Annotated in this window: 22 protein-coding genes, 1 tRNA gene and 1 pseudogene; 8 read left to right on the top strand and 16 right to left on the bottom strand. The window is 61.7% G+C overall.

Annotation, left to right across the window (positions count from 1 at the left end; genetic code table 11):
* Positions 1-117: 117 nt before the first annotated feature.
* Both NMG80_RS10500 and NMG80_RS10495 read left to right on the top strand, forming a co-directional pair.
* The gene (locus NMG80_RS10500; RefSeq protein ID WP_254018022.1) at positions 118-1,134 is read left to right on the top strand and encodes a glycoside hydrolase family 25 protein; all 1,017 of its coding nucleotides are present in this window, start codon (positions 118-120) and stop codon (positions 1,132-1,134) included.
* 205 nt (positions 1,135-1,339) lie between these two features.
* Positions 1,340-3,538, top strand: a complete 2,199-nt coding sequence (locus tag NMG80_RS10495) for an esterase-like activity of phytase family protein (protein ID WP_254018021.1) — start codon at positions 1,340-1,342, stop codon at positions 3,536-3,538.
* Positions 3,539-3,865: 327 nt separating this feature from the next.
* On the opposite strand, the pseudogene NMG80_RS10490 reads toward NMG80_RS10495, so the two are convergent.
* Positions 3,866-4,064: pseudogene (locus NMG80_RS10490) on the bottom strand (type II toxin-antitoxin system HicB family antitoxin).
* A 208-nt stretch (positions 4,065-4,272) separates the two neighbouring features.
* Complete coding sequence (locus NMG80_RS10485; protein WP_436798582.1) at positions 4,273-4,980, bottom strand: endonuclease/exonuclease/phosphatase family protein; 708 nt, start codon at positions 4,978-4,980, stop codon at positions 4,273-4,275.
* 135 nt (positions 4,981-5,115) lie between these two features.
* Here NMG80_RS10485 and NMG80_RS10480 point away from each other — a divergent pair, with 135 nt between their 5' ends.
* Positions 5,116-6,321, top strand: a complete 1,206-nt coding sequence (locus NMG80_RS10480) for a PDDEXK family nuclease (RefSeq protein ID WP_436798581.1) — start codon at positions 5,116-5,118, stop codon at positions 6,319-6,321.
* Positions 6,322-6,399: 78 nt separating this feature from the next.
* Here the strand turns inward: NMG80_RS10480 and NMG80_RS10475 are convergent, their stop codons facing one another.
* The gene (locus tag NMG80_RS10475; RefSeq protein ID WP_254018018.1) at positions 6,400-6,633 is read right to left on the bottom strand and encodes a hypothetical protein; all 234 of its coding nucleotides are present in this window, start codon (positions 6,631-6,633) and stop codon (positions 6,400-6,402) included.
* Positions 6,634-6,694: 61 nt separating this feature from the next.
* Here NMG80_RS10475 and NMG80_RS10470 point away from each other — a divergent pair, with 61 nt between their 5' ends.
* Complete coding sequence (locus NMG80_RS10470) at positions 6,695-7,066, top strand: endonuclease domain-containing protein (protein WP_254018017.1); 372 nt, start codon at positions 6,695-6,697, stop codon at positions 7,064-7,066.
* A gap of 526 nt (positions 7,067-7,592) precedes the next feature.
* On the opposite strand, the gene NMG80_RS10465 is transcribed toward NMG80_RS10470, so the two are convergent.
* The 12 genes from NMG80_RS10465 to NMG80_RS10410 form a co-directional block, all read right to left on the bottom strand.
* Positions 7,593-11,360, bottom strand: coding sequence for a vitamin B12-dependent ribonucleotide reductase (locus tag NMG80_RS10465; protein ID WP_254018016.1), 3,768 nt, complete (start codon positions 11,358-11,360; stop codon positions 7,593-7,595).
* Between the two features lie 714 nt (positions 11,361-12,074).
* Positions 12,075-12,563, bottom strand: a complete 489-nt coding sequence (locus tag NMG80_RS10460; protein ID WP_254018015.1) for an NUDIX hydrolase — start codon at positions 12,561-12,563, stop codon at positions 12,075-12,077.
* 200 nt (positions 12,564-12,763) lie between these two features.
* A complete protein-coding gene (gpt, locus tag NMG80_RS10455) occupies positions 12,764-13,264 on the bottom strand; it encodes a xanthine phosphoribosyltransferase (RefSeq protein WP_254018014.1) in 501 nt (166 codons plus the stop codon).
* A gap of 160 nt (positions 13,265-13,424) precedes the next feature.
* Positions 13,425-14,258, bottom strand: a complete 834-nt coding sequence (locus tag NMG80_RS10450) for a universal stress protein (RefSeq protein ID WP_254018013.1) — start codon at positions 14,256-14,258, stop codon at positions 13,425-13,427.
* Positions 14,259-14,473: 215 nt separating this feature from the next.
* Positions 14,474-15,217, bottom strand: coding sequence for a competence/damage-inducible protein A (locus NMG80_RS10445; protein ID WP_254018012.1), 744 nt, complete (start codon positions 15,215-15,217; stop codon positions 14,474-14,476).
* Between the two features lie 317 nt (positions 15,218-15,534).
* Positions 15,535-16,380: a carbohydrate ABC transporter permease gene (locus tag NMG80_RS10440; protein WP_254018114.1), complete on the bottom strand. Its 846-nt coding sequence runs from the start codon at positions 16,378-16,380 to the stop codon at positions 15,535-15,537.
* A 79-nt stretch (positions 16,381-16,459) separates the two neighbouring features.
* Positions 16,460-17,311 (bottom strand): carbohydrate ABC transporter permease, encoded by an 852-nt coding sequence (locus NMG80_RS10435; protein ID WP_370463494.1) that lies wholly within the window; start codon positions 17,309-17,311, stop codon positions 16,460-16,462.
* Positions 17,312-17,517: 206 nt separating this feature from the next.
* Complete coding sequence (locus NMG80_RS10430; protein ID WP_254018011.1) at positions 17,518-18,843, bottom strand: ABC transporter substrate-binding protein; 1,326 nt, start codon at positions 18,841-18,843, stop codon at positions 17,518-17,520.
* 35 nt (positions 18,844-18,878) lie between these two features.
* Positions 18,879-19,967, bottom strand: coding sequence for an ABC transporter ATP-binding protein (locus NMG80_RS10425; RefSeq protein ID WP_254018010.1), 1,089 nt, complete (start codon positions 19,965-19,967; stop codon positions 18,879-18,881).
* A 291-nt stretch (positions 19,968-20,258) separates the two neighbouring features.
* Complete coding sequence (locus NMG80_RS10420; protein ID WP_077371423.1) at positions 20,259-20,498, bottom strand: DUF2188 domain-containing protein; 240 nt, start codon at positions 20,496-20,498, stop codon at positions 20,259-20,261.
* 31 nt (positions 20,499-20,529) lie between these two features.
* Entirely contained in the window at positions 20,530-20,850 is a 321-nt protein-coding gene (locus NMG80_RS10415) for a DUF982 domain-containing protein (protein ID WP_254018009.1), read from the bottom strand.
* 105 nt (positions 20,851-20,955) lie between these two features.
* Positions 20,956-22,059, bottom strand: a complete 1,104-nt coding sequence (locus tag NMG80_RS10410; RefSeq protein WP_254018008.1) for an NADH:flavin oxidoreductase/NADH oxidase — start codon at positions 22,057-22,059, stop codon at positions 20,956-20,958.
* Positions 22,060-22,396: 337 nt separating this feature from the next.
* On the opposite strand from NMG80_RS10410, the gene NMG80_RS10405 reads away from it, so the two are divergent.
* Positions 22,397-22,975 carry an NUDIX domain-containing protein gene (locus tag NMG80_RS10405; RefSeq protein WP_254018007.1) on the top strand — a complete coding sequence of 193 codons (579 nt, stop codon included), beginning with the start codon at positions 22,397-22,399 and terminating at the stop codon, positions 22,973-22,975.
* Positions 22,976-23,047: 72 nt separating this feature from the next.
* Positions 23,048-23,440, top strand: coding sequence for a hypothetical protein (locus tag NMG80_RS10400; RefSeq protein WP_254018006.1), 393 nt, complete (start codon positions 23,048-23,050; stop codon positions 23,438-23,440).
* A 34-nt stretch (positions 23,441-23,474) separates the two neighbouring features.
* Here the strand turns inward: NMG80_RS10400 and NMG80_RS10395 are convergent.
* Positions 23,475-23,560: transfer RNA gene (locus tag NMG80_RS10395), tRNA-Leu, on the bottom strand.
* Between the two features lie 134 nt (positions 23,561-23,694).
* On the opposite strand from NMG80_RS10395, the gene NMG80_RS10390 reads away from it, so the two are divergent.
* Together NMG80_RS10390 and NMG80_RS10385 are read left to right on the top strand one after the other, a co-directional pair.
* Positions 23,695-24,120, top strand: a complete 426-nt coding sequence (locus NMG80_RS10390; RefSeq protein ID WP_254018005.1) for a hypothetical protein — start codon at positions 23,695-23,697, stop codon at positions 24,118-24,120.
* A gap of 51 nt (positions 24,121-24,171) precedes the next feature.
* Positions 24,172-24,351 carry a hypothetical protein gene (locus NMG80_RS10385; protein ID WP_254018004.1) on the top strand — a complete coding sequence of 60 codons (180 nt, stop codon included), beginning with the start codon at positions 24,172-24,174 and terminating at the stop codon, positions 24,349-24,351.
* Positions 24,352-24,640: the final 289 nt, after the last annotated feature.

Genomic DNA, 24,640 nt, shown 5'->3' with positions numbered 1-24,640 from the left:
ATCTGCCCTAACAATTTGATTCAAACTTTGTTGGTAATTTCTCGTTAGTAATCCGGACTGGTTTGTCCGGCGGCGTTGTCTTGCCCTCGGTCTGTTGTGTTCTGCGTACAGGTCCAGATGCGGTTATCAGGCGTCGTCATCTTCTCGATCGCGTCACTTTGCCTTGCCGGCTGCACATCCACGTCCGGCGTTGACGCGCTGCAAGTGCCGTCCAGCGAGACGACCAGCTCGGTTGTGCGGCCGCCCGCGCCGGTGGCGTCGGTCGGCGCTGCCGATGCCGAACCCGACTTCGCGCAGGAGGAGGCGACGGAGCAGACTGTGGCAATGGCCACTCCGGAGCCTGCCGAAAGCATCGAACCACCCGTCGAGCCGATTGCCCTGGTGGCGCCGAAGCGGCTGGCACGGGCAGCACCGATACTTGCCGAGCCGGTCCAGCGCTATCGTTTCCGTGACGCCAAGCCGATCAATTTCGGCAAGGCCTCGCCCAGACACCTCGCCGTTCACGGCGTCGATGTCTCGCGCTGGCAGGGCAACGTGAACTGGGGCAAGCTGCGCGCGCAGGGCGCGAACTTCGCCTATATCAAGGCGACCGACGGGGGCGATCATCTCGACCCTATGTTCAGGAAGAACTGGCGAAATGCCGACGCCGCCGGCCTCAAGCGCGGCGCCTACCATTTCTTCTACTGGTGCCGCACCGCCGGCGAGCAGGCGGACTGGTTCATCCGCAACGTGCCGAGGGTCGAGGGCGCCCTGCCGCCGGTGATCGATGTCGAGTGGAACGGCGAATCCAGCTGCAAGCGGCGGCCGTCGCGGCAAAAGGTGCTGGAGAAGATGCAGGTGTTCATGGACAAGCTCGAGCGCCACTACGGCCAGCGGCCCATCATCTACACTGCGCCTGATTTCTACCGCGACAATCTCAGAGGCGCATTTCTGGACTATCCATTCTGGCTGCGCGCGGTGGCACAGCACCCCTCAAAGGTCTATCCCGGCCGCAAATGGGTGTTCTGGCAGTATTCCGGCTCCGGCCTGTCGCACGGGGTGAGGGGGCGCATCGACCTCAACGTTTTCCACGGCGACGAGAGAGCCTGGCAGAACTGGGTTGGTGGGCGGCAGATGGTGGCCGAGGCGGAGTAGGGGATGCGGTCCGGGGCTGGAACTTCTTGCTGCTCGCGCTCGGGGGTGCTGATCGCGGCCGCAGAAAGCCGCCATTTGCAGGCCAGCATGAGGTGAATATCGACGGACCCTGACCGCCTGTCGCGGAAGTGTCATCGATCCGTCATCGCTTTGAAATGTCGTTCCCGCAATCAGGTGGCTTCCATTCGAACAGGAGACGCCGCCCGTGCCCCGCCATTCCGCGCTTTTCGTCCTGACGGCAGCGCTTGCTGCCTCCGTTTCGCTGCCGGCCCATGCCGACATGATGTTCAACCGGGTCGCGAGCTTCGCGGTCGCCGGAAACCTCCCGGCGGATGTCGAGAAGACCACGCCGACTTCGTCCGAGATCATCACGGCGAGCGAAGACGGCATGACGCTGGTCTATTCCGATAGCCCGCTCGGTGCGGTCGGCTTCATCGACATCGCCGATCCCAAGTCGCCCAAGGCCGGCGGCATCGTCAAGATCGACGGCGAGCCAACCTCGGTCGTGGTCATCGGCGGCAAGGTTCTGGCCGGCGTCAACACGTCCCAGAGCAAAGCCAAGCCTTCCGGCAATCTCACCGTCATCGACCTCGCCTCAAAGGCAATCGAAAGCACCTGCGACCTCGGCGGTCAGCCGGACTCGCTGGCGTTCAGCAAGGACGGCAAGTTCCTGGCCATCGCCATCGAGAACGAGCGCGACGAGGAGCTGAACGACGGAGAAATTCCGCAGATGCCGGCGGGCGACCTTAGGATTTTCACGCTTGCCGAAGGCCAGCCCGATTGCGCGACGATGAAGACCGTCAACCTGGCGGGCATTGCCGAAGTCGCTGGGGAAGATCCGGAGCCGGAATTCGTCGCCTTCAACGAGGCCGGCGAGATAGCGGTCACGCTGCAGGAAAATAATCACATTGCCATAGTCAACGCCGAGACCGGCGCGATCGTCACGCACTTCTCGGCAGGCTCAGTCGCGCTGGACAAGATCGACACCAAGAAGAACGGCGCCTTGTCCTTCGATGGCAAGATGGAAAACGTCGCGCGTGAGCCCGACGCCGTGAAATGGCTCGACAATGACCGCCTCGTCGTCGCCAACGAAGGCGACTACAAGGGTGGCTCGCGCGGCTTCACCATCTTCAGCAAGAAGGGCGAGGTCCTGTACGAATCCGGCCCGTCCTTCGAGTACCAGGTGGCCAATGCCGGCCATTATCCCGACGAGCGCAACAAGAAGGGCATCGAGCCGGAAGGTCTCGAGACCGGCACGTTCGGCGAAGACAGGCTGATGTTCGTCGCTTCGGAGCGTGGCTCGGTTGTCGGCGTCTACAAGGACACGGGTGCGGAGCCTCAGTTTGTCCAGATCCTGCCGTCCGGCATCGGCCCGGAAGGCCTGGTCGCGATCCCGTCGCGCAATCTCCTGGTCACCGCCAACGAGGCGGACCTGGTCGAGGACGGGCTCGCCCGCTCGCACGTGATGATTTATGAGCGCTCCGAAGGCTCCGCCACTTACCCGATGATCACGGCAAAGCCCACGGCAGACGGCACGCCGCTCGGCTGGGGCGCGCTTTCGGCGCTCGCGGCCAGCGATGCTGCCGGCAGGCTGTTCGCTGCCTCGGACTCGTTCTACGCCAACGCGCCGTCGATCTTCGAGATCGATGCTACCCAGACGCCGGCGCTGATCACTGGAAAAACCATCGTCACGCGTGGCGGCCATCCTGCGCAGAAGCTCGACATCGAGGGTCTTGTCGCCGACGGTGAAGGCGGCTTCTGGCTGGCCAATGAAGGCGATCCGGCAAAGCTCGTCCCCCATGCCATCCTGCGCGTCGACGACAAGGGCGAGATCAAGCAGGAAATCGGCTTCCCGATGGAACTGCTCGCCCACCAGACCCGCTTCGGTCTCGAAGGCATCACTGCGGTCGGCGGAGGCGACGACCTGACGCTGGTGATGGCTGTCCAGCGCGAATGGGCCGACGACCCCAAGCGCCAGGTCAAGCTTTTGGCCTACAAGCCCAAGGCCAAGGAATGGTCGGCGGTGCGCTACCCGCTCGAAGCGACCGACGCTGGCTGGATGGGCCTGTCGGAGATCACCGCGCATGACGGCAAGCTCTACATCCTCGAACGCGACAACCAGATCGGCGACCTGGCCAAGGTGAAGCGCATCTATTCGGTGGCGCTCGATGCCTTCAAACCGGCCAAGCTCGGCGACGACCTGCCGTTGGTCGAAAAGACGCTGGTGCGCGACATCATCGGCGACTTGAAATCAGCCACCAACGGCTATGTCGTCGACAAGGTCGAAGGTTTCACCATCGACAGGAACGGCGATATCTTCGTCGCCACCGACAATGACGGCGTCGACGATTCTTCCGGCGAAACGCTGTTTTTACGCTTGGGCAACATCAGCGCCGTGAACTGAGGCTGTTATGCGGGGTGTCCCCCTCATCCGGCCGCTTCGCGGCCACCTTCTCCCCGCTGGGGAGAAGAGGCTGACTTCAACGCTGGCGAACTCCTCTCCCCTTGGGGAGAGGTCGGATTGCCCCGAATTGCTCTTCGCAATTTGGTTGGCAATCCGGGTGAGGGGGTACTTCCGCGAAGTGGGGCGTGGCACGGTCGCTTAGCCAGCGCGCGAGGTCTTGCCTGACGGGACATCGACAGCCGCGGTCTTCGCTGCGGCTGTTTTCGTGGATGGCATCCGCGGCGGTTTCCGCAGACCCAATCCGCAGCACATCGGTTGCGGCGTAGCCTAGGGCACCTCTACATATTCCGCCACGCTGACACCTTTGGGCACATCCAGCCCATCGGCACGCAAACCTTCGTATTGCGTCGCGAATTTCCGTTTCCACCTCAGGCACCGTCGCGCCGGTCGCGATGCAGCCGGGTAGATCCGGCACGTAAGCGGAAAAATTGTTTCCAGCTTTTTCGATCACCACCGCGTAACGCATGTCATCACTCCTTTAAACCGGACTGCTTGAGGATGCGATTCAGTGTTCCCGGTGCAATTCCTTCAGACGGCTTGCCGGCCACCGGAACTGGCGCTTGAGATCGCGGCCGTGCGCTCCGCCTTGGTTCGAGCAACCGCAATTGTCGACGCATTAGGCCCGAGCGATGGGATCGGCTGAAGGCCAAGGCGCGCTTTGCGGGATTCAAGTTCTAGCATGGCAGACCGTTCGACAGCTTCAGGTCTACCGTGAGGGGCACGTGATCGCTCAATCCGGCCGCGACAAAGTCATCGTAAGTACCCAGCCTTGCTGACGAAATCGCGAATCCTCGCGGCACAAATGCGTAATCGATGTGGGAGCCATGTCCTTGCTGCCAGCGATGGAAGTAGCTGGACGATGTCTCCGAACCGAATTTCTCGTCGCGAGTATGATGCCACGCGCTGATAACGCCGAGGCTTTCAAGGACATCCAGCACCCGACCGAAATGTCCGGCAGCACTTCTCTTTGCATCGAATTTGACCGATTGATTGAAATCACCCGCTAGGATCGCGCCTTTTTCGGAGATGAAGGCTGACAGCCTGGACAGCGCCCGAAGCGTCGGAGCAACGTAGTCGCCATCCTTCTTGGCACAGAGCCCGACCAGATGTAGCTGCTCCGAACCTCGAACGGCCCTGACGGGCAGAAAGAGCGACTCCTCGACAGCAATTTCCATGGTCTCGATTTTCCATCCGTTCATCCCTAGCACTGCCAAGCCATATCCGGGATGTGAACCGACCCAGAGACCGGAAGCATCGCCACCGACAAGAGATACGCAGTCCTTCGATGCCTCGGAGAGAACGACTATATCAGGCGCATGAGCGTTCAGGACTTTTGCTTTTCGATGAAACCCTCCAGCACAATTCCACGCTACCAGCCTCATGCTCTCGTTCGCCATTAGACGCGCCCTTGCCCAAATCACACCGTCCCGACCTCTGAACCAGCGGACGCTCATTGACAACAACGCATACGCATGATGTCGCTTCGATATCGGTTGCGGGGGTTCAAATTGGTTGCAATGTTGGTCGAAAGCGACGGGCAACACTCGTCGTCGTTCAGACGTACGCGTATTCGCGCTGGCGAAGGCACGCAGGATGAGAAGTGGCTGCAGACGCTGCTGTTTGCCCGTCCTGATCTGGTCATTCTCGACCGAATGGAAGCGGACGCGGGGGCTTTCGTTCCCATTGCTCGGGAGTTGCCGCTGGCGCGCGAAGGCGGTGTCGTTTTTCTGGACATTCTCGGGATCAGCCGATCCGGACGCCTGGTCCTGGTCGAATGCAAGCTTTGGCGCAATCCCCAAGCACGCCGCGAGGTGATCGCCCAGATACTTGAATATGCCGCGCTCGCCCGCGGATTGTCTTACGGTGACCTCACTGCAAAAGTGCGCCAGAGCACGGCACGGCGCTCTTCTGCCAATCCCATGTATGAACTTGCGAGGCAGAAGTGGCCGGACCTGGATGAAAGCGTTTTCGTTGATGCGGTCTCTCGCTCGCTTGACCTCGGCGATTTCCACCTGATCGTAGCAGGTGACGGCATCCGCTCCGACCTCCACGCGATCTCCGATCATTTGAACGCCTCCGGCCTGGCCGCGGCGCGATTCTCCTTGCTGGAAATCCAGCTCTGGAAAGACGACCAAGACCGCACGCTGATTGTTCCGTCCGTTCCCGTCAGGACGGAGGTCATTCAGCAGCGCGTGCTGATGACAGAGACGGGCCGACCGTTGCGCATTGAGGAAACTGGCGATGACGTAGCTGAGGCGAGCGAACAGGTGGTCGATCCCGAGCAGGCCAAGCAGCGGACATCTAACCGGATATTCTGGCAATCGTTCATTGACACCGTGAAGTTCGACCACCCTGACCAGCCAGTTCCGCGGCACGGAGGCAACAACTGGGTTCGAGTTCCGTTGCCGAAACCCGTGAAATGGATGACGGCTTACCGAAGCCGGGACAAGCTGGGACTGTTTCTCGCCCTGTCAGATGATGAGGGCTTTGCGTTTTATGAATGGCTCGAAGGGCAGGCCGACGCTCTCAGGCAGGAAAGCGGCCTTCCACTGACGTTCGAGCAAGGTCCGAGTGGATCGAACAAGGGGCAGGTCAGCCTCACCGTGCCAAAAGCGGAACTTGTCGATGACATCGCCCAGCTTGAATGGCTGCGCGAAGGTGCCAACAGGCTGGTCACGCTGTTTCGGCCGCTGATCTCGCGTTGGGTGGAGCAAGCTGCCTGACGCCTGCAGCACAGCCCAGCGAGCGGCCGGGACAGTCAGTGCGGAAAGCGGGGCGTTGCTCTCGGAAACCGGAACGGCTTAGATCGAGGCTCGGCCGCAGAGGAAATCGATGATGGTCTTCGCCTCGTCGAGCGTTTGCGGGAAAAAGCGGCTCAACGCCAGGCCTTTGAGCTCGGGAACATTGAGGTTGGAATTCCGGCCCCTTTCGGCTGGATACGCTTCTCCGGCGATGTGCGAGAAGCAGTCATGATCGACATCGGCGGCCCGGGTCCAGATCGGCTGCTTGCTCTTAGAAGTCTTGTCCAGAGCCAAGCTCGAATGTCAGCGATTGCATGACGACGGATTGGACGGAGCGCCGAGGTAATCTCGCCCGATGCCGCATCAGCCTGTCGCTCCGACCAAACGTCGTTTCGCCCGCTCGATGCGCCGCGAGCCAACGGAGGCGGAAGACCGCCTGTGGCACGAGCTGCGCGGACGCAGGCTCGATCGCATCAAATTCCGGCGTCAGGTTCCGATCGGCAGATTCATCGCCGATTTCGTTTGCGCCGAGGCCAGGCTGATCGTCGAGATCGACGGCAGCCAGCATGCGGATTCAAACTACGATCGGGAACGAGACGGCGAATTGAAGGCGAGGGGCTTTCGGGTGCTGCGTTTCTGGAACGACGAGGTGCTGCGGGATTTGAACGCCGTCTGCGACACCATCATCGCTTATGTCGGCGACCAGAGTTTGCAGCCGTGGCGATAGCGCGGTCTTGCCTTCTCCCCTTGTGGGAGAAGGTGGATCGGCGCGCAGCGCCGAGACGGTTGAGGGGTGTTGGAAGGATCGCCAACGGTGCCAAGCTGGAGCACCCCTCATCCGACCGCTTCGCGGCCACCTTCTCCCCTTGTGTAGGGGGAGAAGGGGGAGCCAAGCTCGAACGTCAGCGATTTGCGTGACGATTGTGTCTGCGGGATTTGAAACGCTGTCTGCGACACCATCATCGCTTATGTCGGCGATGAGAGTTTGCAACCGTGGCGGTAATAGCGCGGTCTTGCCTTCTCCCCTTGTGGGAGAAGGTGGATCGGCGCGCAGCGCCGAGACGGTTGAGGGGTGCTGGACGGAGTGCGGTTTTTGCCACACTGGAACACCCCTCATCCGACCTCGCTTTCGCGGGGCCACCTTCTCCCACAAGGGGGGAGAAGGGAAGGAGCTGCGCCTGATCACGGCGCTTGGCAATTCGGCCCGATCTTACGACTGGGCCGATCATGTTGCGTTTTAGCGGTGCAGATTTTCAGCTGCACCCGCTCGTAGCCCCACAGGTATCGCATTTCTCGCACGTGCCGTTCCGCACCATCGTAAAGTTGTGGCATTCGGAGCATTCGTTGCCGGTGTAGCCCTGCATCAAGGATTGCTGACGCCTTGTAGCGGCAAGCGCCTTGGCCTCGGCCGCTTCTTTCGCGGCATCGTCGGTGAACAGCCCAGTCGGGTCGGTTGCTTCTTCGTAGACGATGTCCTCGACCAGTTCCCTGGCCCGCTCTTCGTAGTCTCGCTTATAGGCGATCGCTTCGTCGCTGGCCGGCTTCAGTGCCAGCACGTTGGAGCCTGAGAACGCCGTCGGCGCCGAGCGAGTGGTAGCGGGAGAGGGACTTGAACCCCCAAATCCCTTGGGGTCGGCACCCATGCCCGATACCAGCTTGACGGGCGAGACGCCGCGGGTCAGCCCCTTCGAGAACGGCGTCGCCTTGCCTTCGTTGATGCCGCGGCCGAGTGCGGTCTTGTCGAAATCCGACTGGTCGACATGGGCGAGGTCGTGGCGGGCAAGATAGGACACGGCAAGTTCGCGGAACACGTAGTCGAGGATCGACGTGGCGTTCTTGATGGCGTCGTTGCCCTGCACCATGCCGGCCGGCTCGAATTTGGTGAAGGTGAAGGCTTCGACATATTCCTCGAGCGGCACGCCATATTGCAGGCCGAGCGAGATGGCGATGGCGAAGTTGTTCATCATTGCCCGGAAGGCCGCACCTTCCTTGTGCATGTCGATGAAGATCTCGCCAAGGCGACCGTCGTCGAATTCGCCGGTGCGCAGATAGACCTTGTGGCCGCCGACGACCGCTTTCTGGGTATAGCCCTTGCGGCGGTTCGGCAGTTTTTCGCGGTCGCGGTAGAGGCGTTCGACGACGCGCTCGACGATCTTTTCAGTCACCTGCACGGCGCGCTGTGAAGCCGGTGCTCCGATCAGCTGCTCGACGGCATCGTCCTCGTCGTCTTCGACGTCGGCAAGCAGCGAGGCGTTGAGCGGCTGCGAGAGTTTCGAGCCGTCGCGATAGAGCGCGTTGGCCTTCAGCGCCAGCTTCCACGACAGCATGTAGGCGCCCTTGGCGTCTTCCACCGTCGCGTCGTTCGGCATGTTGATGGTCTTGGAAATTGCGCCGGAGATGAAGGGCTGCGCCGCCGCCATCATCTGGATGTGGCTGTTGATCGACAGCGAACGCTTACCGATCTTGCCGCACGGGCTGGCGCAGTCGAACACCGGCAGATGTTGGTCTTTCAGAAATGGTGCTCCCTCGAGGGTCATCGCTCCGCAGACATGGATGTTGGCGGCCTCGATGTCCTTCTTCGAGAAGCCGAGCGCCGGCAGCATCTCGAACGAGAAATCGTTGAGCTGCTCGTCGGTGAAGCCAAAGGTCTCCTTCACCCAGTCGGCACCCAGTGTCCACTGGTTGAAGACGAACTTGATGTCGAAGGCCGACTTCAACGCGGCGTTAAGTGCCGCGATCTTGTCGTCGGTAAAACCCTTTGCCCTGAGCGAGCCGGGATTGATGGCAGGCGCCTGGTTCAGATTGCCGTGGCCGACCGCATAGGCTTCGATCTCGGCGATCTGGCTTTCCGAATAGCCGAGCGTGCGCAGCGCTTCAGGGACGGCGCGGTTGATGATCTTGAAGTAGCCGCCGCCGGCCAGCTTCTTGAATTTCACCAGCGCGAAGTCGGGCTCGATGCCGGTGGTGTCGCAATCCATGACCAGGCCGATCGTGCCGGTCGGCGCGATCACGGTCGCCTGCGCATTGCGGTAGCCATGCTCCTCGCCGAGTTCGATGGCGCGGTCCCAGGCGGCCTTGGCATGGGCGGCAAGCTCCGGCTGCTTCAGGTCGGAGGCGACCAGCGGCACCGGGTTGACGGCGAGTTTCTCGTAGCCGTCTCTGTCGCCATAGGCGGCGCGGCGATGGTTGCGCATGACGCGCAGCATGTTCTGCGCATTGCGGTCGTAGTCGGGGAAGGCGCCGAGCTCGGCGGCCATTTCGGCCGAGGTGGCATAGGCCGTGCCGGTCATGATTGCGGTGAGTGCTGCGCAGATGGCGCGGCCCTCGTCGGAATCATAGGGAATGCCCGAGGTCATCAGCAGGCCGCCAATATTGGCGTAGCCGAGGCCGAGCGTGCGGTATTCGTAGGAAAGCTTGGCGATCTCCTTCGACGGGAACTGCGCCATCATGACGGAAATTTCCAGCACCATCGTCCACAGCCGGACCGTGTGCTCGTAGGCTGATACATCGATGGTGCCGTCCGCGTTGCGGTAGGGCAGCAGGTTGATCGAGGCCAGGTTGCAGGCGGTGTCGTCGAGGAACATGTATTCCGAGCACGGGTTGGACGCCCGGATCGCACCGGCCGCGGCGCAGGTGTGCCAGTCGTTCATCGTCGTGTTGAAGTGCAGGCCCGGGTCGGCCGACGCCCAGGCGGCATAGCCGATCTTTTCCCACAAATCCCTGGCCTTCAGCGTCTTCAGCACCTTGCCGTCCTTGCGGGCGGTGAGGTGCCAGTCGGCATCCTCTTCGACGGCGCGCAGGAAATCGTCCTTCAGCGAGACCGAATTGTTGGAGTTCTGGCCCGAAACCGTGAGGTAGGCATCCGAATCCCAGTCGGTGTCGTAGGTCTTGAACGACATCGAGGTGTAGCCCTGCCTGGCGAACTGGATGACGCGGTAGATGTAGTTCTCCGGCACCCCGTCCTTCTTGGCCAGCTTGATTTCACGCTTCAGCGCGGTGTTGATCGCCGGGTCGAAGCAATCGTCGTCCTGGCCTTCGCAGTTGATGCAGGCCTTCATGATCGCTTCGAGGTGCTTCTTAACGATCTTCGAGCCGGTGACCAGCGACGCGACCTTCTGCTCCTCATTGACCTTCCAGTCGATGAATTCCTCGATATCGGGATGGTCGGCGTCGACGATGACCATCTTTGCGGCGCGGCGCGTCGTGCCGCCCGACTTGATGGCGCCCGCCGCGCGGTCGCCGATCTTGAGGAAGCTCATCAGGCCGGACGAACGGCCGCCGCCGGACAGTTTTTCGCCTTCGCCGCGCAGGAACGAGAAGTTGGAGCCGGTGCCGGAGCCGTATTTGAACAGGCGCGCTTCACGCACCCAAAGGTCCATGATGCCGCCTTCGTTGACGAGATCGTCCTGCACGCCCTGGATGAAGCAGGCATGCGGCTGCGGATGCTCGTAGGAAGACTTCGACTTGGTCAGCTTGCCGGTGAACGGGTCGACATAGAAGTGGCCCTGGCTCGGGCCGTCGATGCCGTAGGCCCAGTGCAGGCCGGTGTTGAACCATTGCGGCGAGTTCGGCGCAACGCGCTGGGTGGCCAGCATATAGGCGAGCTCGTCGCGGAAGGCGCGCGCGTCTTCCTCCGAGTTGAAGTAGCCGCCCTTCCAGCCCCAATAGGTCCAGGTGCCGGCAAGACGGTTGAAGACCTGGCGGGCATCGGTCTCGGAGCCGTAGCGCTCGGCCTCCGGCAGCTTTGCCAGCTCGGCCTCGTCGGCTACGGAGCGCCACAGGAAGGAGGGGACGTCGTTCTCCTCGACCTTCTTCAGCCGTGCCGGCACGCCGGCCTTGCGGAAATATTTCTGCGCCAGGATGTCGGCGGCAACCTGGCTGAACTGAGCCGGCACATCGATATTGTCCAAGCGGAACACCACCGAGCCATCCGGATTCTTGATCTCCGAAAGCGCCTTGCGGAATTCGATCTCCGAATAAGCAGACTGCCCCTGCTTGGTGAAACGACGCTCGATGCGCATTGGTCCTATCCCTTGCTTGTCTACATATAGCGCCTTTCCCAGGGGATTTCTGCCCCCCATTTCGAAACGCGCATGTCCGCCGTCTGCCGGCGTTCGAAAACGGCCGGCTCCTTTTCACAGGCTCCGCCCGCCCTGCTGGTCGAACTCCTTGCGAAGTAGCCGTCCAACGCGCCGACGGACCCTGCGGGTCCCTCAAAACTGAAACTTTTTTGCGACTCCCTCAATCGAGGGAACTTCACACTATCTAGCGTCGAACCTACCTGCAAACACTAAATATAGTATTAACAGACAATTTATTCCAGTCCGACATTTTTCCCTTTCGTCCCCAAAAAACCCCACAATCCCGACGCCTCCGCCGGCCTCGTAGCCAGGCGGAAATGCGGCCAAACGCACTTAGTCCGGGAAAAAAGACCGGGCTCAGAACTTTCCGGTCGCGCTCTCAACAGGGGCGCATGGCCTATAAAAGGCGACTCGTTTTACGCCGTCAAGGATTCGTTTGCGTAGCTTTTGTGACCCCAACATCTTGTGTGTCACATATGTGGATAACGGGGATAGAAGTGGCGCGGAGGATTTCGATTTTTACCAACGCGGGAGGCCAACGACCGTGACGACGCATGCCAAAGCCGTGGTGGCGAAATCGATTCTCTTCGCCAAAGAGCATCGCCGGCGATGCGCGGCAGGTGCGCGGCTTTGGCCGGGTGCGCCTGGTTTTGCTCAGGAGAATTGGTACGGGTCGGCACAGAAATAGGCGATGATCTGGCCGAGGTCCGGCTCGTTGACCATGCGCGCGGCCTCGGCGGGGCTGACCCATTTGCGGATGCGCGACCGCTTTTCTTTCCACCGGCCGGCGACCTTTTCGACCTGCAGCGGAAACACCAAAACCTCGCAAGGCACTTCCTCCCCGGAAGCCAAAGCCTTGGCATAGAAGTAGCGACCGGCTTCGTGGTGGGAGACCGTGCCGCGCAGTCCGGCTTCCTCGCCGGCCTCGCGCGCCGCCGCTTCGCAAAGCAGTTCCTTGGCCTCGGGCCAGCCCTTGGGAAGCACCCAGCGACCGGTATCGCGGCTGGTGATCAACATGATCTCGACGCCATGCCCGGTGTCGCGCCAGGGCAATGCTGCAACCTGCAGGCGGCACGGCGCTGCACCGAAGAGCCGCTGAACCCTTTCGGCCAAATGGTTGTGCGTTGCTGGCCTCGTCAACATCGTAGAAGCTTGCCCCAGCCTCCAGAATCACTTGTCTCGTGAATCTTACAGTTGATCATAAGCAATAAAAGTAAAAAACCTCACACGAACTGGTTAACCACACCAACAGGCATATTGTGCGCCGCGGCACTCTTTCAAGACGTGCTCGCCGGCAAGAAGTGCTCCGGCGTGTCCCGGAAGAAAAAGGCAGTTGCCGCGAATCAGCCGGCGTGGTCGTCGGCGATCGGCTTCTGGTAGGTGAAGCCCATATCCCACGGAAAATAGATCCAGGTGTCCTGGCTGACCTCGGTGACGAAGGTGTCGACCATCGGCCTGCCTTTCGGCTTGGCGTAGACGGTGGCGAAATGCGCCTTGGGCATCATGGCGCGCACGATGCCCGCGGTCTTGCCGGTGTCTGTCAGGTCGTCGATGATCAATACGCCGGCGCCGTCATCGGCGAGCAGTGCCGGCGTGACCTCCTTCAGCACCTGCAACTGCCCCTGGCTGGCATAGTCGTGATAGGAGGCGACGCAAACCGTCTCGATGACCCGGATGCCGAGTTCACGCGAGATGATCGCGGCCGGAACCAGGCCGCCGCGCGTGATGCAGACGATCGCTTTCCACTGGCCTTTGTTGGCGCCGGCAAGGCGCCAGGCGAGCGCACGCGCGTCGCGGTGGAACTGATCCCACGAGACAGGAAAGGCCTTTTCGGGAAGGGACATTTTTTTGCGCACTCCGCAGCGCGCCAAAAACGCGCGCAGACACTTGAAGGAACGCGCGGAATTAACTGGAAAGCCTTGGCCTTGGCAAGGGCGATGCAAGACAGGGCGGCGGCAGGCGATCCCTGTGGACTTGCCGCCTGTGGACTTGCCGCTTGTGGATTTACCGCGACAGGAAAGCTGCCACGGGCAGGGTGCGCAGCACCGTGCGGGTGACGCCGCCGAACAGAAGCTGGCGCAGCCAGGAATGGCTGTAGGCGCCGAGCACGAGCAGGTCGGCGCCGGTTTCGGCAACCCTGGTCTGGAGCACCTCGTCGACCGAGAGGCCGGCCGATTGCAGCACCGAGACGCTGACCGTGGCGCCATGCCTGGACAGGGCGGCGGCGATTTCGGCGCCGGCCGCCTCCGGGGCTTCGTCGAGCGTATCCGGCGGGTCGATGACGACAATATCGGTTTTTTCGGCCTCGATGATGAAGGGCAGGGCGTCGAAGGCGGCGCGCGCGGCTTCCTTGCTGCCATTCCAGGCGAGCAGCACATGCTTGAAGCTGGTGATGAGCGGGCCTGAGTGAGGCACGACCAGCACCGGCCGGCCGGCGTCGTAGACCAGCGTGTCGACATCGGCGCTGGGATCGCCGCCCGACTCGCGCTGCGCGGCGATGATCAGGTCCGCGGTGCGAACGGTTGGGATGCCGGTCAGCGCGCTGTCTCCGGAAAAGCTCTCGAGGCTGCGCCACTCGAAGGACAGGCCGGAATCCCCGACATGCCGGAGGAAAACCGCCCGCAGTTTTTCAGCGCGTTCCTTGTTCATGTCGGCCGAAACCTGTAGGAACTCGGTGTCGGGAAAGCCGGTGGCCGAGGTGTAGGGGACGGGAAGCGCTTCGGCATGAATACCGATGAGATGGCTCTGAAACCTGTCGGCAAGCGGAATGGCGCATTCGAGCACGCGCTCCGCGTCCTGTTCGTTCTGCAGTATGGCGACGATGGTCTTGAATCGCATGGTAACCCCTCAATTTACGGCGATTGAAACTCGCCCGCATGAAACGTCACTGCACTATGCTTGGTTCCGGCTAACCCGGATACGGGCTGATGCATGTCGCCCAAAAACATACCCTCGGGCACGAGGTGCGCAGCGGTTTTGGGATAACGACATGCATAAAGACAAGAACCTAAAGCGCGTTGCATAAAATCCTCTCAGACGCGACGCGCTTTAGATCAACTGGCCGCGCTGGTGAGGCCTGCGACCATCGCTTCGACATCGGCGCGGGCGGCGTCCAGCGCTTCCTGGCTGCGGGCGCGGACGACCAGCTCGGTCCAGAACTTGCCGTCGCTGTATTTCGGGTAGGAGCCGATAATCGTGTCCGGATGCGCCCTCTGGATGTCGCCCAGCGGTCCGCCGACCAGTCCTTCGCCGAACGGACAGTGCACCGTGGCCGACAGCATTCTGGTGCCGGCCTTGAGCGTCGGCACGACATTGTCGAGCATCGCCTGGAAAATCGCCGGCACCCCGGCCGTTACATGGACGTTGCCGATGCGAAAGCCCGGCGCGATCGACACAGGATTGTCGATATGGTCGGCACCGCGCGGCATCCGCGCCATGCGCTTGCGCGCCTCGGTATATTCGATGCCGCGCGCGGCATAGCTCGCTTCCAGCATGGCATAGGCCTTGGCGTCGTATTCGCAAGGCACGCCGAAGGCCTTGGCAATGGCGTCCGCGGTGATGTCGTCATGCGTCGGACCAATGCCGCCGGTCGTGAAAACATAGGTGTACCGGGCACGCAGGGCGTTCACTGCGGCGACGATCTCGTCTTCCTCGTCGGCAACGATGCGCACCTCCTTCAGGTCGATGCCGATCGCCGTCATAATGTCGGCGAGGTGGCCGATATTCTTGTCCTTGGTGCGGCCGGACAATATTTCGTCGCCAATGACGAGCATGGCTGCGGTGACGATTTCAGGCATTGGAGGCTCCGGCAGAAGGTCAGTTGAGATAACGCGGCGGATGGTTGGCGGCAATGCCCGTATTGATAACGCTGCTCCAGCAGAGCAATCGCACTGAGTCGGCGCCGCCCCTCATTGCCCTGCCGGGCATTTCTCCCCGTATAGTGACGGGGAGAAAGACGCCTTCCCAAAGGATTTCGCCAATCTCCAGCGTTGCAGAGCCGAGGCCGCGGCCAGCCGCTTCTCCCCGTCACTAAACGGGAGAAGGTGCCGGCAGGCGGATGAGGGGCGGCGCCGACTTCGACAATTGGCCAGTCGAGCGCCGACTGCGGCAGGCGCTATTCCTTCACCGCACCGGTCATCGAGGAAACGTAGTGCTCGACAAAGAACGAATAAAGCACCACCACCGGCAGCGAGCCGATCAGGGCTCCGGCCATCAGCGCTCCCCACTCATAGACGTCGGAGCGGACAAGTTCCGTGAGCACCCCGACCGGCACGGTCTTGTTTTCGGACGACTGGATGAACGTCAGCGCATAGATGAATTCGTTCCATGACAGGGTGAATGCGAAGATGCCGGCCGAAATCAGGCCGGGCACCGACAGCGGCAACACGATCTTCATGAGGATCTGCCAGCGGCTCGCCCCGTCGATGAGCGCGCATTCTTCCAGTTCGAACGGGATGGAACGGAAGTAACCCATCAGCAGCCAGGTGCAGAAAGGCACCAGGAAGGTCGGGTAGGTGAGGATGAGCGCGAAGGGGGTGTCGTAAAGCCCAAGGTTAAACACCATCACCGACAGCGGGATGAACAGGATCGAGGGCGGCACGAGATAGGCGAGGAAGATCGCCAGCCCAACCTGCCGCGCCCCCGAAAACCTCAGCCGTTCGATCGCATAAGCCGCGAACACCGCAGCCAGCAGCGACAGGAACGTGGCGGCGGTGGAGATGATGATCGTGTTGAGCAGCCAGCCCGGATAGGACGTGTCGAACAAGAGATAGCGGATGTGCTCGAATGTCGGATGCACGACCCAGAACGGATTGAAATTGGCGTAGTCGGTCATCTCGTGATTGGGCTTAATCGCCGTGATCGTCATCCAGTAGAACGGGAACAACAGCACGATGACGAACACCAGCAACGGCAGATAGACCGTCACCACGCGCCGCGGCAGGCTCTGAAGGTAGCCCATGCCGCCTTCGTCGAGTTCCTGCCGTTTCGTTTTTTTGATCGCGGCGCTCTTGATCTCGGCCCTCTTGATCTCAGCCATGTCAGTCTCCTCCGCCCTGCTGCCATTTGCGGCGTTGCAGGCCGAAATAGCTGAACAGGATTGCCGCAAGCAGGAACGGGATCATGGCGACCGCGATGGCGGCGCCCTCGCCAAGCTGGCCTCCCGAAATGCCGCGCTGAAACGACAATGTCGCCATCAGATGGGTGGCATTGACCGGTCCGCCGCGGGTCAGCACATAGATCAGCTGGAAATCGGTGAACGTGAACAGCACCGAAAACGTCATGGTGATGGCGATGATCGGCGTCAGCAGCGGCAGGGTCACAAAACGGAACAATTGCCAGCGACTGGCACCGTCGAGCGTGGCGGCCTCGTAAAGCGACTGGGGTATGGTCTGCAAGCCGGCTAGCAGCGTGATGGCGACGAACGGAATGCCGCGCCACACATTGGCCGCGATCACCGAAGCGCGCGCGTTCTCCGGATCGCCGAGGAAATTGATGCGATGGTCGATCAGCCCCATTTCCATAAGCGCCCAGGACAGGATGGAGAACTGCGAATCGTAGATCCACCAGAAGGCGATGGCCGACAGCACCGTCGGCACCACCCATGGCAGCAGCACGATCGCGCGGAAGAACGATTTGAAGGGAAGGTTCTGGTTGAGGATAAGCGCCAGCCAGAGGCCGAGCGCGAACTTCAGGATCGAGGCGCTTATCGTGTAGAGCAAGGTGTTGAAGACGGAGAGCCAGAAGACGGCGTCATCCGACAGATATTGGTAGTTTTCGATGCCTATGAAGATACCGGGGCGGCCGATGCGGGCATCCGTGAAGCCGAGCCAGATGCCGAGCCCGAGCGGATAGGTCAGGAAGACCAGCAGCAGCGCTGCCGCCGGCAGCATGAAGCCGAAGCCAAGCGCGTTGCGGCTGTCGGCCAGGAGCGACAGGCTCCGCGACAGGATCGATGGACGCGGCTGAACGGCAGCGGACGACACGGCCATGGGACGGCTCCTCATACGGTCTGCTGGCATGGTGGCCTGGGAGGCCGCCACGCGATTCTGGGAATCAGACCGGGCAGCGCGGTCGCTGCTGCCCGGCTCGGCTGTGATCAAACGCGATAGTAGCGGTTGGCGCGTTTCTCCGCCTCTTCCATCGCCTCCTGCGGCGTCGCCTGGCCCGTCACCGCCTTGGCGAACATGTCGACCAGGACATAGTCGGCCATGGTCGCCGCCGAAGCGTAGCCGAGCGGCCCGGCATAACCGTTGGGACGCAGCGTCGCCGAGGCTTTGGCGTAAGCTGCGTTGTTCGGGTCAGCCGTCCACACCGGATTGTTGTCGAAGGCTTTGAGTGTCTGGCAGCAGTAGCCGGCCGAGGAGGTGATCCACTCCGCCATTTGCTGTTCCTCGAACATGAACTGCAGATAGGCCTTGGCCGCGTTGGGGTAGGGCGTGTAGTCGAAGATCACGGCCGTGGTCACCTGGAACAGCTCGACCGATTTTCCGACGGGACCGATCGGCAGGCTGGTCGTGCGCATGTCCTTGGCGATTTCAGCCAGTTTCGGATCATTGTCCTTGTTGGTCTTGGCCGTGTTATACACGGAAATGCCGTTGGCGATCACGCCCAGTTCGCCGGCCAGGAAGGCGCGGTTGTTGTTCACGTCGAGCCAGCTTTCGGTGCCGGGGATGAAGGTCTTGTAGAGTTCCTGCGCGTATTCGATCGCCTTGAGCGTCTCGGGGCTGCTGATAGTCACCTTTCCGCTCTCGTCGACCATCTGGCCGCCATGGCTCCAAAGCAGCCAGTGAGCATAGTTGTTGCCGTCGCCGACGCCATGGCCGTGTGTGAAACCCGCCGGATGGCCCTTCGCCTGCAAGGCCTTGCAAAGCTCGAGGAAGCCCGCGGTGTCCTTCGGAAATTCCGAGAAGCCAGCCTCCTTCACCCAGCTTTCCCGATAGACGATGGCATTGCCAATGGTGGCCAGCGGCAGGCCGAGGAACTTTCCCTCGCGCGTCGCATATTGCTTTGGTCCGTCGTGCCAGCCGCCGTACTTGGAGCCGAGATACTCACCCAGTTCCGACACGTCGTGCAGCTTGTCGGGGTACTGGTGCGGGTCGTCGAACCAGACCAGCATCAGATCTGGACCGGAGCCGACATTGGCGGCGACCGCCGCCTTGGGGCGAATGTCCTCCCAGCTTTCCTTGTCGACGCGGACCTCGACGCCTGTCGCCTCGGTGAACCGCTTGGTGTTGGCCAGCCATTGGTCTTCATCGCCCTGAACGAACGGCGACCAGCGCAGCATCCGCAGCTTTGCGCCGTCTTCGGGCTTGTACGTCAACCCCTCCTGGGCAAAGGCGGAAGAGCCGACGATGCGGCTTCCCAAGGCTCCCGCCGCCACGCCGGCAGTCGTGCGAATCACGTCACGTCTGGTGAATTTCATGCTCGTTTCCTCCTGTTTATTTCCACGCTGTGGTTTTACTGCCGGGCGCGCATTTCAAAGCGCTGCCCGGTTTCGCCATGAAAGAGATGGATGAGGCCCGGCTCGGCCGTGAGCCGTACGGTCTCGCCCGGCGTGAAGGAATGGCGCTCGCGGAAATTGGCGACGATCTCGTCACCGCCGGCCGTCCGGCCGATGAGCTGCACTTCCGACCCGGTCGGCTCGACCACCACGACTGTGACTGGAATGCCTTCGTCCTGGGATAGCCGCAGATGCTCGGGGCGTATCCCCAGCACCACCTGCTCGCCGCTGCCGGTCGACGGTACTGCGGCCAGCGGCAGGGAAATCCCGCCGGAGCCGCGAAAATGCGGTGAGCCGCCATCCGTCACGATTTCGCCCCTCAGCATGTTCATGGCGGGCGAGCCGATAAAGCTGGCGACAAAGAGGTTGTTGGGCCGGTCGTAGAGTTCCAATGGCGGCCCGATCTGCTCGACGATGCCGTCATGCATGACCACGATCTTGTCGGCCATGGTCATGGCCTCGATCTGGTCGTGGGTGACATAGACCGTCGTGGTCTTCAGGCGCTGGTGCAGTTCCTTGATCTCGGCGCGCATCTGCACCCTGAGCTTGGCGTCGAGATTGGACAGCGGCTCGTCGAACAGGAAGACCGCCGGATCGCGCACGATCGCTCGGCCCATGGCGACGCGCTGGCGTTGGCCGCCGGAAAGCTGCCTGGGATAGCGCTCCAGCAATGGCACCAGCCCCAGGATTTCGGCGGCGCGCTTGACGCTGGCAGCGCTTGCGGCTTTCGCAACACCCTTGAGCATCAGCGAGAACGCCATGTTCTCGGCGACGGTCATGTGCGGGTAGAGCGCGTAGTTCTGGAACACCATGGCGACGTCGCGCTCTTTTGGCGCAACGTTGTTGACGACGCGCTCGCCAATCGCGATCTGGCCGCGCGAAATCTTTTCCAGGCCGGCGATCATCCTGAGAAGGGTCGACTTTCCGCAGCCCGACGGCCCGACCAGCGTGACGAACTCGCCATCCTCTATGTCGACGCTGACACCGTGGAGGATTTCGACCGTTCCGAATGATTTGTAGACATCGCCAATCGCGACAGACGCCATCGATTTCCTCCCGAATGCTTCCTGCGACGTCTTCGAAGGAAACCGCTTTCCTGACTGGCCGCGGCAGTTCCCAAGCTCCTCCCTGGTCACGCGCGATGATGAAACGGTAGCGCTACCAGACTGCCCTGTAAAGCGGCTGCGTGGCAAGCGCCCTTCTTCGTCGCGCGTGATTGTGGGCGTCCCTGGCAGGGCCGAAATTCGCCAAGTCCGGGATCATGACAAGAGCATAACTTGTCAAGCCCCAGCTCTTACAACCAGAGACGCGAAAAGCCATCCGCAAACGACACTTGCCTAGTCGGAAACTTCGGTTTGCGGCCGGTCCCGGCCGTCGGCAAGCTCGTCGTGCCATTTGCCGTCGGCGTCCTCGTACTGGATGCCGTCGGTGGTGCCGGCGACCTGCTGTTCGGCCGAAGCGATCTCGGCGGCGCGCAGTGCGTCCTCGTGGGTAGGGAACGTCTCCGAAAAGGTCTCGCCGACCTTATAGGCCCAGCCCCCGTCATGCTCGACGATCTTGTAGGTCAGCTTGGCCATGAAATCCTCCAGTGGAAAAAGCTCGGTTTGCTCAATGCAGTTTGCCTTGGGGCAGTTTGCCTTGGGGCAATTTGCCTTCGGGCAGTTTGCCTTCGGGCAATCTCTCGTCGGGAACTAGCACGTCCGATTCCTTGGCGGCCTCGACCAATGCCCGGCGCGCATCCGCTGTCGAACGATAACCTTCCAGCACTTTTAGGCAAGTGTCGAGAGCATCGCGATGCCGAGGGCCACGATTGAGTGGCCAGACGGTCATCAGGCACTCCGCCGCTTCCTGCGTGCTGCGGATCTCGCGGTATTTGCCAACATGGCCAAGTTCGACCACGACCGGCTTTTCAAAGGGCTTGCTGTCCATCATCGCCGCCAACGCGGAGCGGCCAATTTGGTTGCACGCCCCTCGGCGTGCGTAAATGTCTCGGGGGTAGCGGTTGTTTGGGCGGCAGCCATGCAATCGGGCCGGTCAGCCGGCCGCCTTCATCCAGTGCTGCATCGTCGTCACCGAGCGGGCAAGCTGCGGCGCCGGCTGGATTTTTTCGCCGAAGGTGGCCGCGGCGCGCCACGCCCAGCGCGGATCGGCGAGAAAGGCGCGGGCCAAAGCCACCATGTCGGCACGGCCCTCGGCGACGATCGCCTCGGCCTGCTTCGGATCGTCGATCAGGCCGACGGCCCGTGTCGGGATGCCAGCTCCGTTGCGAACGGCTTCCGCCAGATGCACCTGGTAGCCGCGACCTGTCGGCAGCTTCTGCAGGGGCGAATTGCCGCCGCTCGAGCAGCAGAGATAGGCGACCCCCGCTGATTTCAGCGCCTTGGCCACTTCGATCGCGTCCTCGATGTCGAAGCCGCCATCGACCCATTCCTTCACCGACAGGCGCGCCCCGAGCATCAGCTTGGGCACTGCCTTTCTCACCGCCTTGGCGATCTCGACGACAAAACGCATGCGGTTTTCCAGCGAGCCGCCCCAGCGGTCGGTGCGCTGGTTGGAAAGCGGCGACAGGAACTGGAAGATCAGATAGCCGTGCGCGGCGTGCAATTCGATGAAGTCGAAGCCGGCACGTTCGGCCCGCCTTGCCGCCTCGGCGAAGCGCTCGATGATCTGCAGGATCTCCTCCTCCTCCAGCGCCCGCGGCACCTGCCAGCCCGTGTCGTAGGCGATTGCCGAGGCCGACACGATCGGCCACGGGTCTTGATCGGCCTTCAGCGGCCCTCCGCCTTCCCAAGGTTTTTGGTTGGAGGCCTTGCGGCCGGCATGGGCAAGCTGCGTGCCGAATTTGGTGCCGGGGGCGGCGACGCGCCTGGCGGCATCGAGCGCGCGCCGGGCGGCGGCCTCGTTGTCGTCGGAATAAAGGCCGAGGCAGCCATGCGAGATGCGGCCGCGCCGCTCGACGTCGGTCATCTCGACGGTGACCATGCCGGCGCCGGACATCGCCAGGTTCATCCAGTGATACAGGTGCCAGTCGCTGGCCGAGCCGTCTTCGGCGGAATACTGGCACATCGGCGCCACGGCGATGCGATTGGGAAAGGTCAGGCCGTCAAGCGTGATCGGCTGGAAAAGGGAAGGGGTCATGAGGAAAACTCCGGGGAGGGGCTGTCGCTATTTAGGCGGTGGTTTGCGCCTGCGCCATACACGAGGCGGTGAAGGACGCCGCTGGGTGCCGGGCAGAGCGACCTGTCAAGACTTGGGTTCCTCGCCCACCGCGAAGCGGCCGGAGAGGGGGCTTTCGTAAGGCGCGGCCCCTCTCCGTCTCGGCGCCGCCGAGCCACCTCTCCCCACTCCCGTGGGGCGAGGAACCCAAGCTGGATGAAGCCGCGATCCTTCCCCTGAAGCGATTTCCCTGAATTGCTGTCGGGATTGCGCGAATGCCAGATCACCGCTACGCCTCGCCGGCAACACGGAGTTCACCATGGAAGACCGCATTCGCATCCGTTCGGAAGAAGTCCTTTCCGACGACTGGGCCGTCCTGAAAAAGACCGTCCTCGATTATCGCCGGCGCGACGGGCAATGGGAGACGCAGATTCGCCAGACCTACGATCGCGGCGACGGCGCGGTGATCCTGCCTTACGACCCGGAGCGCTCGACGGTTCTGCTCGTGCGGCAGTTCCGCTACGCGGCCTACGCCACCGGCCACCGCGAGCCGCTGATCGAGGCCTGCGCCGGCCTGCTCGATGAACATGATCCCGAAACCTGCATTCGCAAGGAGGCGGAAGAGGAACTCGGCTATCGACTGAAGGACGTAGAGCGGCTGTTTTCCCCCTTTATGAGCCCTGGCAGCGTGACCGAGCGGCTCTGGTTTTTCGTCGCGCGCTATTCGCCGACCGACCGCATCTCCGACGGTGGCGGCGCGCCGGGAGAAGGCGAAGACATCGAGGTTCTGGAAATGCCGCTCGACGAAGCGCTGGCCGGCATCTACGACGGCAGCATCATCGACGCCAAGACCATCATCCTGATCCAGCATCTGAAGCTGAACCCGATCCGGGTGTGAGGGCCTTAATTGCTTTCCGCAACGGGCTGAGATGCAACTGAAGCTGAGATGCAACAGGAGGAAAGCAGATCCATGATTGTCAAAAACTTGCCGAAGTGGTTCGGTGCAACTTCGATGGCCGTCTTTCTCCTGGCATCGATTACCCCGTCACACGCAGAATCCTATTCCAACCTGCAAGGCAAGGGATACAAGACCGGCAAGCTGTCGCGAGGTTCATCAGGCTCGCTGGGCTGGTTCGTTTCCAGCGGCGAGAAAATGTACTTCTGCAGAATGCGAGTGGCGGTCGCCTATGTGGGCAATACAGGTATGGTCGCGTTTACCTCGTCAGGCCGGCAAATCCCGGCGGACAGGAAAGTCTACGAAGAATATTCCGGAGGACCAGATCCGTCCATTCCGCAACTTTCGGATTTGAAGGCCGGCAAGCCCAATGCGCGAGACGTCGGCAGTTGCGGTCCTGCGAAATGACTCGTCCGCCAAGCTGTCCCGAATAGTTCAAATCTGGTGCGGACGACGGGAATCGAACCCGTACGATCAGAGATCGAGGGATTTTAAGTCCCTTGCGTCTACCAATTCCGCCACGTCCGCAGGCCAGTCCTTTTCAGACGCCAACCGAAGGCCGTCAAGCCATCTTCTGCCATCGAAAAATCTGACACTGGAAGCACGCTTTGTCGCTGCGCTGCAAGAAACGACATGTGGCTTAAAATCTGAACCTCGCCTCAATGTCCATTGATGGCGCTAAAACCTGGACCAAAAACCCGCCTTGGCGGCGGGTCGTCGGGCGCAAAATCAGCACAGTGCACCAAATCGACGGCGTGGCTGCCGTCGTCGAGCCAGCGGCAACCCTCGCCAGCGAGGGGCAATCCACTGATTCAAAGTTGATAAGATGCCGGAACCATTTTGCAACGGCTGAGTTTCGGACGGAAGCTACTGGAATCCCGAACATGGCAGAATTTGACACAAGACAAGGGAAGTCTGTTGCCAACGCCATACGGCAACTGATCCGTTCCGAAGACAATCGCCGGTATTTACACGACGCGCTGGATCTTGCCGTCGACCTGCGCCTGCCCAGCCCCCTTGCGTCGTTGGTTGAGGCGCTTGATCAGGCCGGGCGGGAACCGTTTCCGCGGAGCCCAAACGAGCGATAACCGGGTAAACGCGCTAATCTTCTCCTGCACCCCCATCTTCTCCTACACTCCATGACTCAACGCTACGACATTGAGAAGACACCTGAAGGCACGTGGGACATCATCGATGTGTTCACGGGGCTGCCCGTTGTCGAGGTCGGCGTCCCGTTGATCGACATGCCCATCGAAGAGGCCGACGATCTGGTCGACCTTCTCAACTGCCGCGACAGGGAACAGCGGCAGGATACTTGACGGCCGCTTCCCAGGCCACCTCGGGAGCGGGCCGCGCCCTATCGCCTGCGTTCCAGCGCTGGTGGTTGGCGAAAGCCGATGCGACATCCGATCTCCCCCCTTGCGGGGGAGATGTCCGGCAGGACAGAGGGGGGTGGGAAGGATCGCGGCTTCATTCCAGCTTGGGTTCCTCTCCCCACGAAAGTAGTGGGCGAGGAAGCTCAGGTCTTGAGAAGTTGGAGGGACAGCACCCCCCTCTGCCTTGCCAGGCATCTCCCCCGCAAGGGGGAGATCGGCAGCCTCGCCGACG

This window comes from Mesorhizobium escarrei (assembly GCF_935825525.1).
GTDB lineage: Bacteria > Pseudomonadota > Alphaproteobacteria > Rhizobiales > Rhizobiaceae > Mesorhizobium > Mesorhizobium escarrei.
The sequence above is the reverse complement of the archived record's forward strand: the minus strand, read 5'-3'. Positions and strand labels throughout refer to the sequence as shown.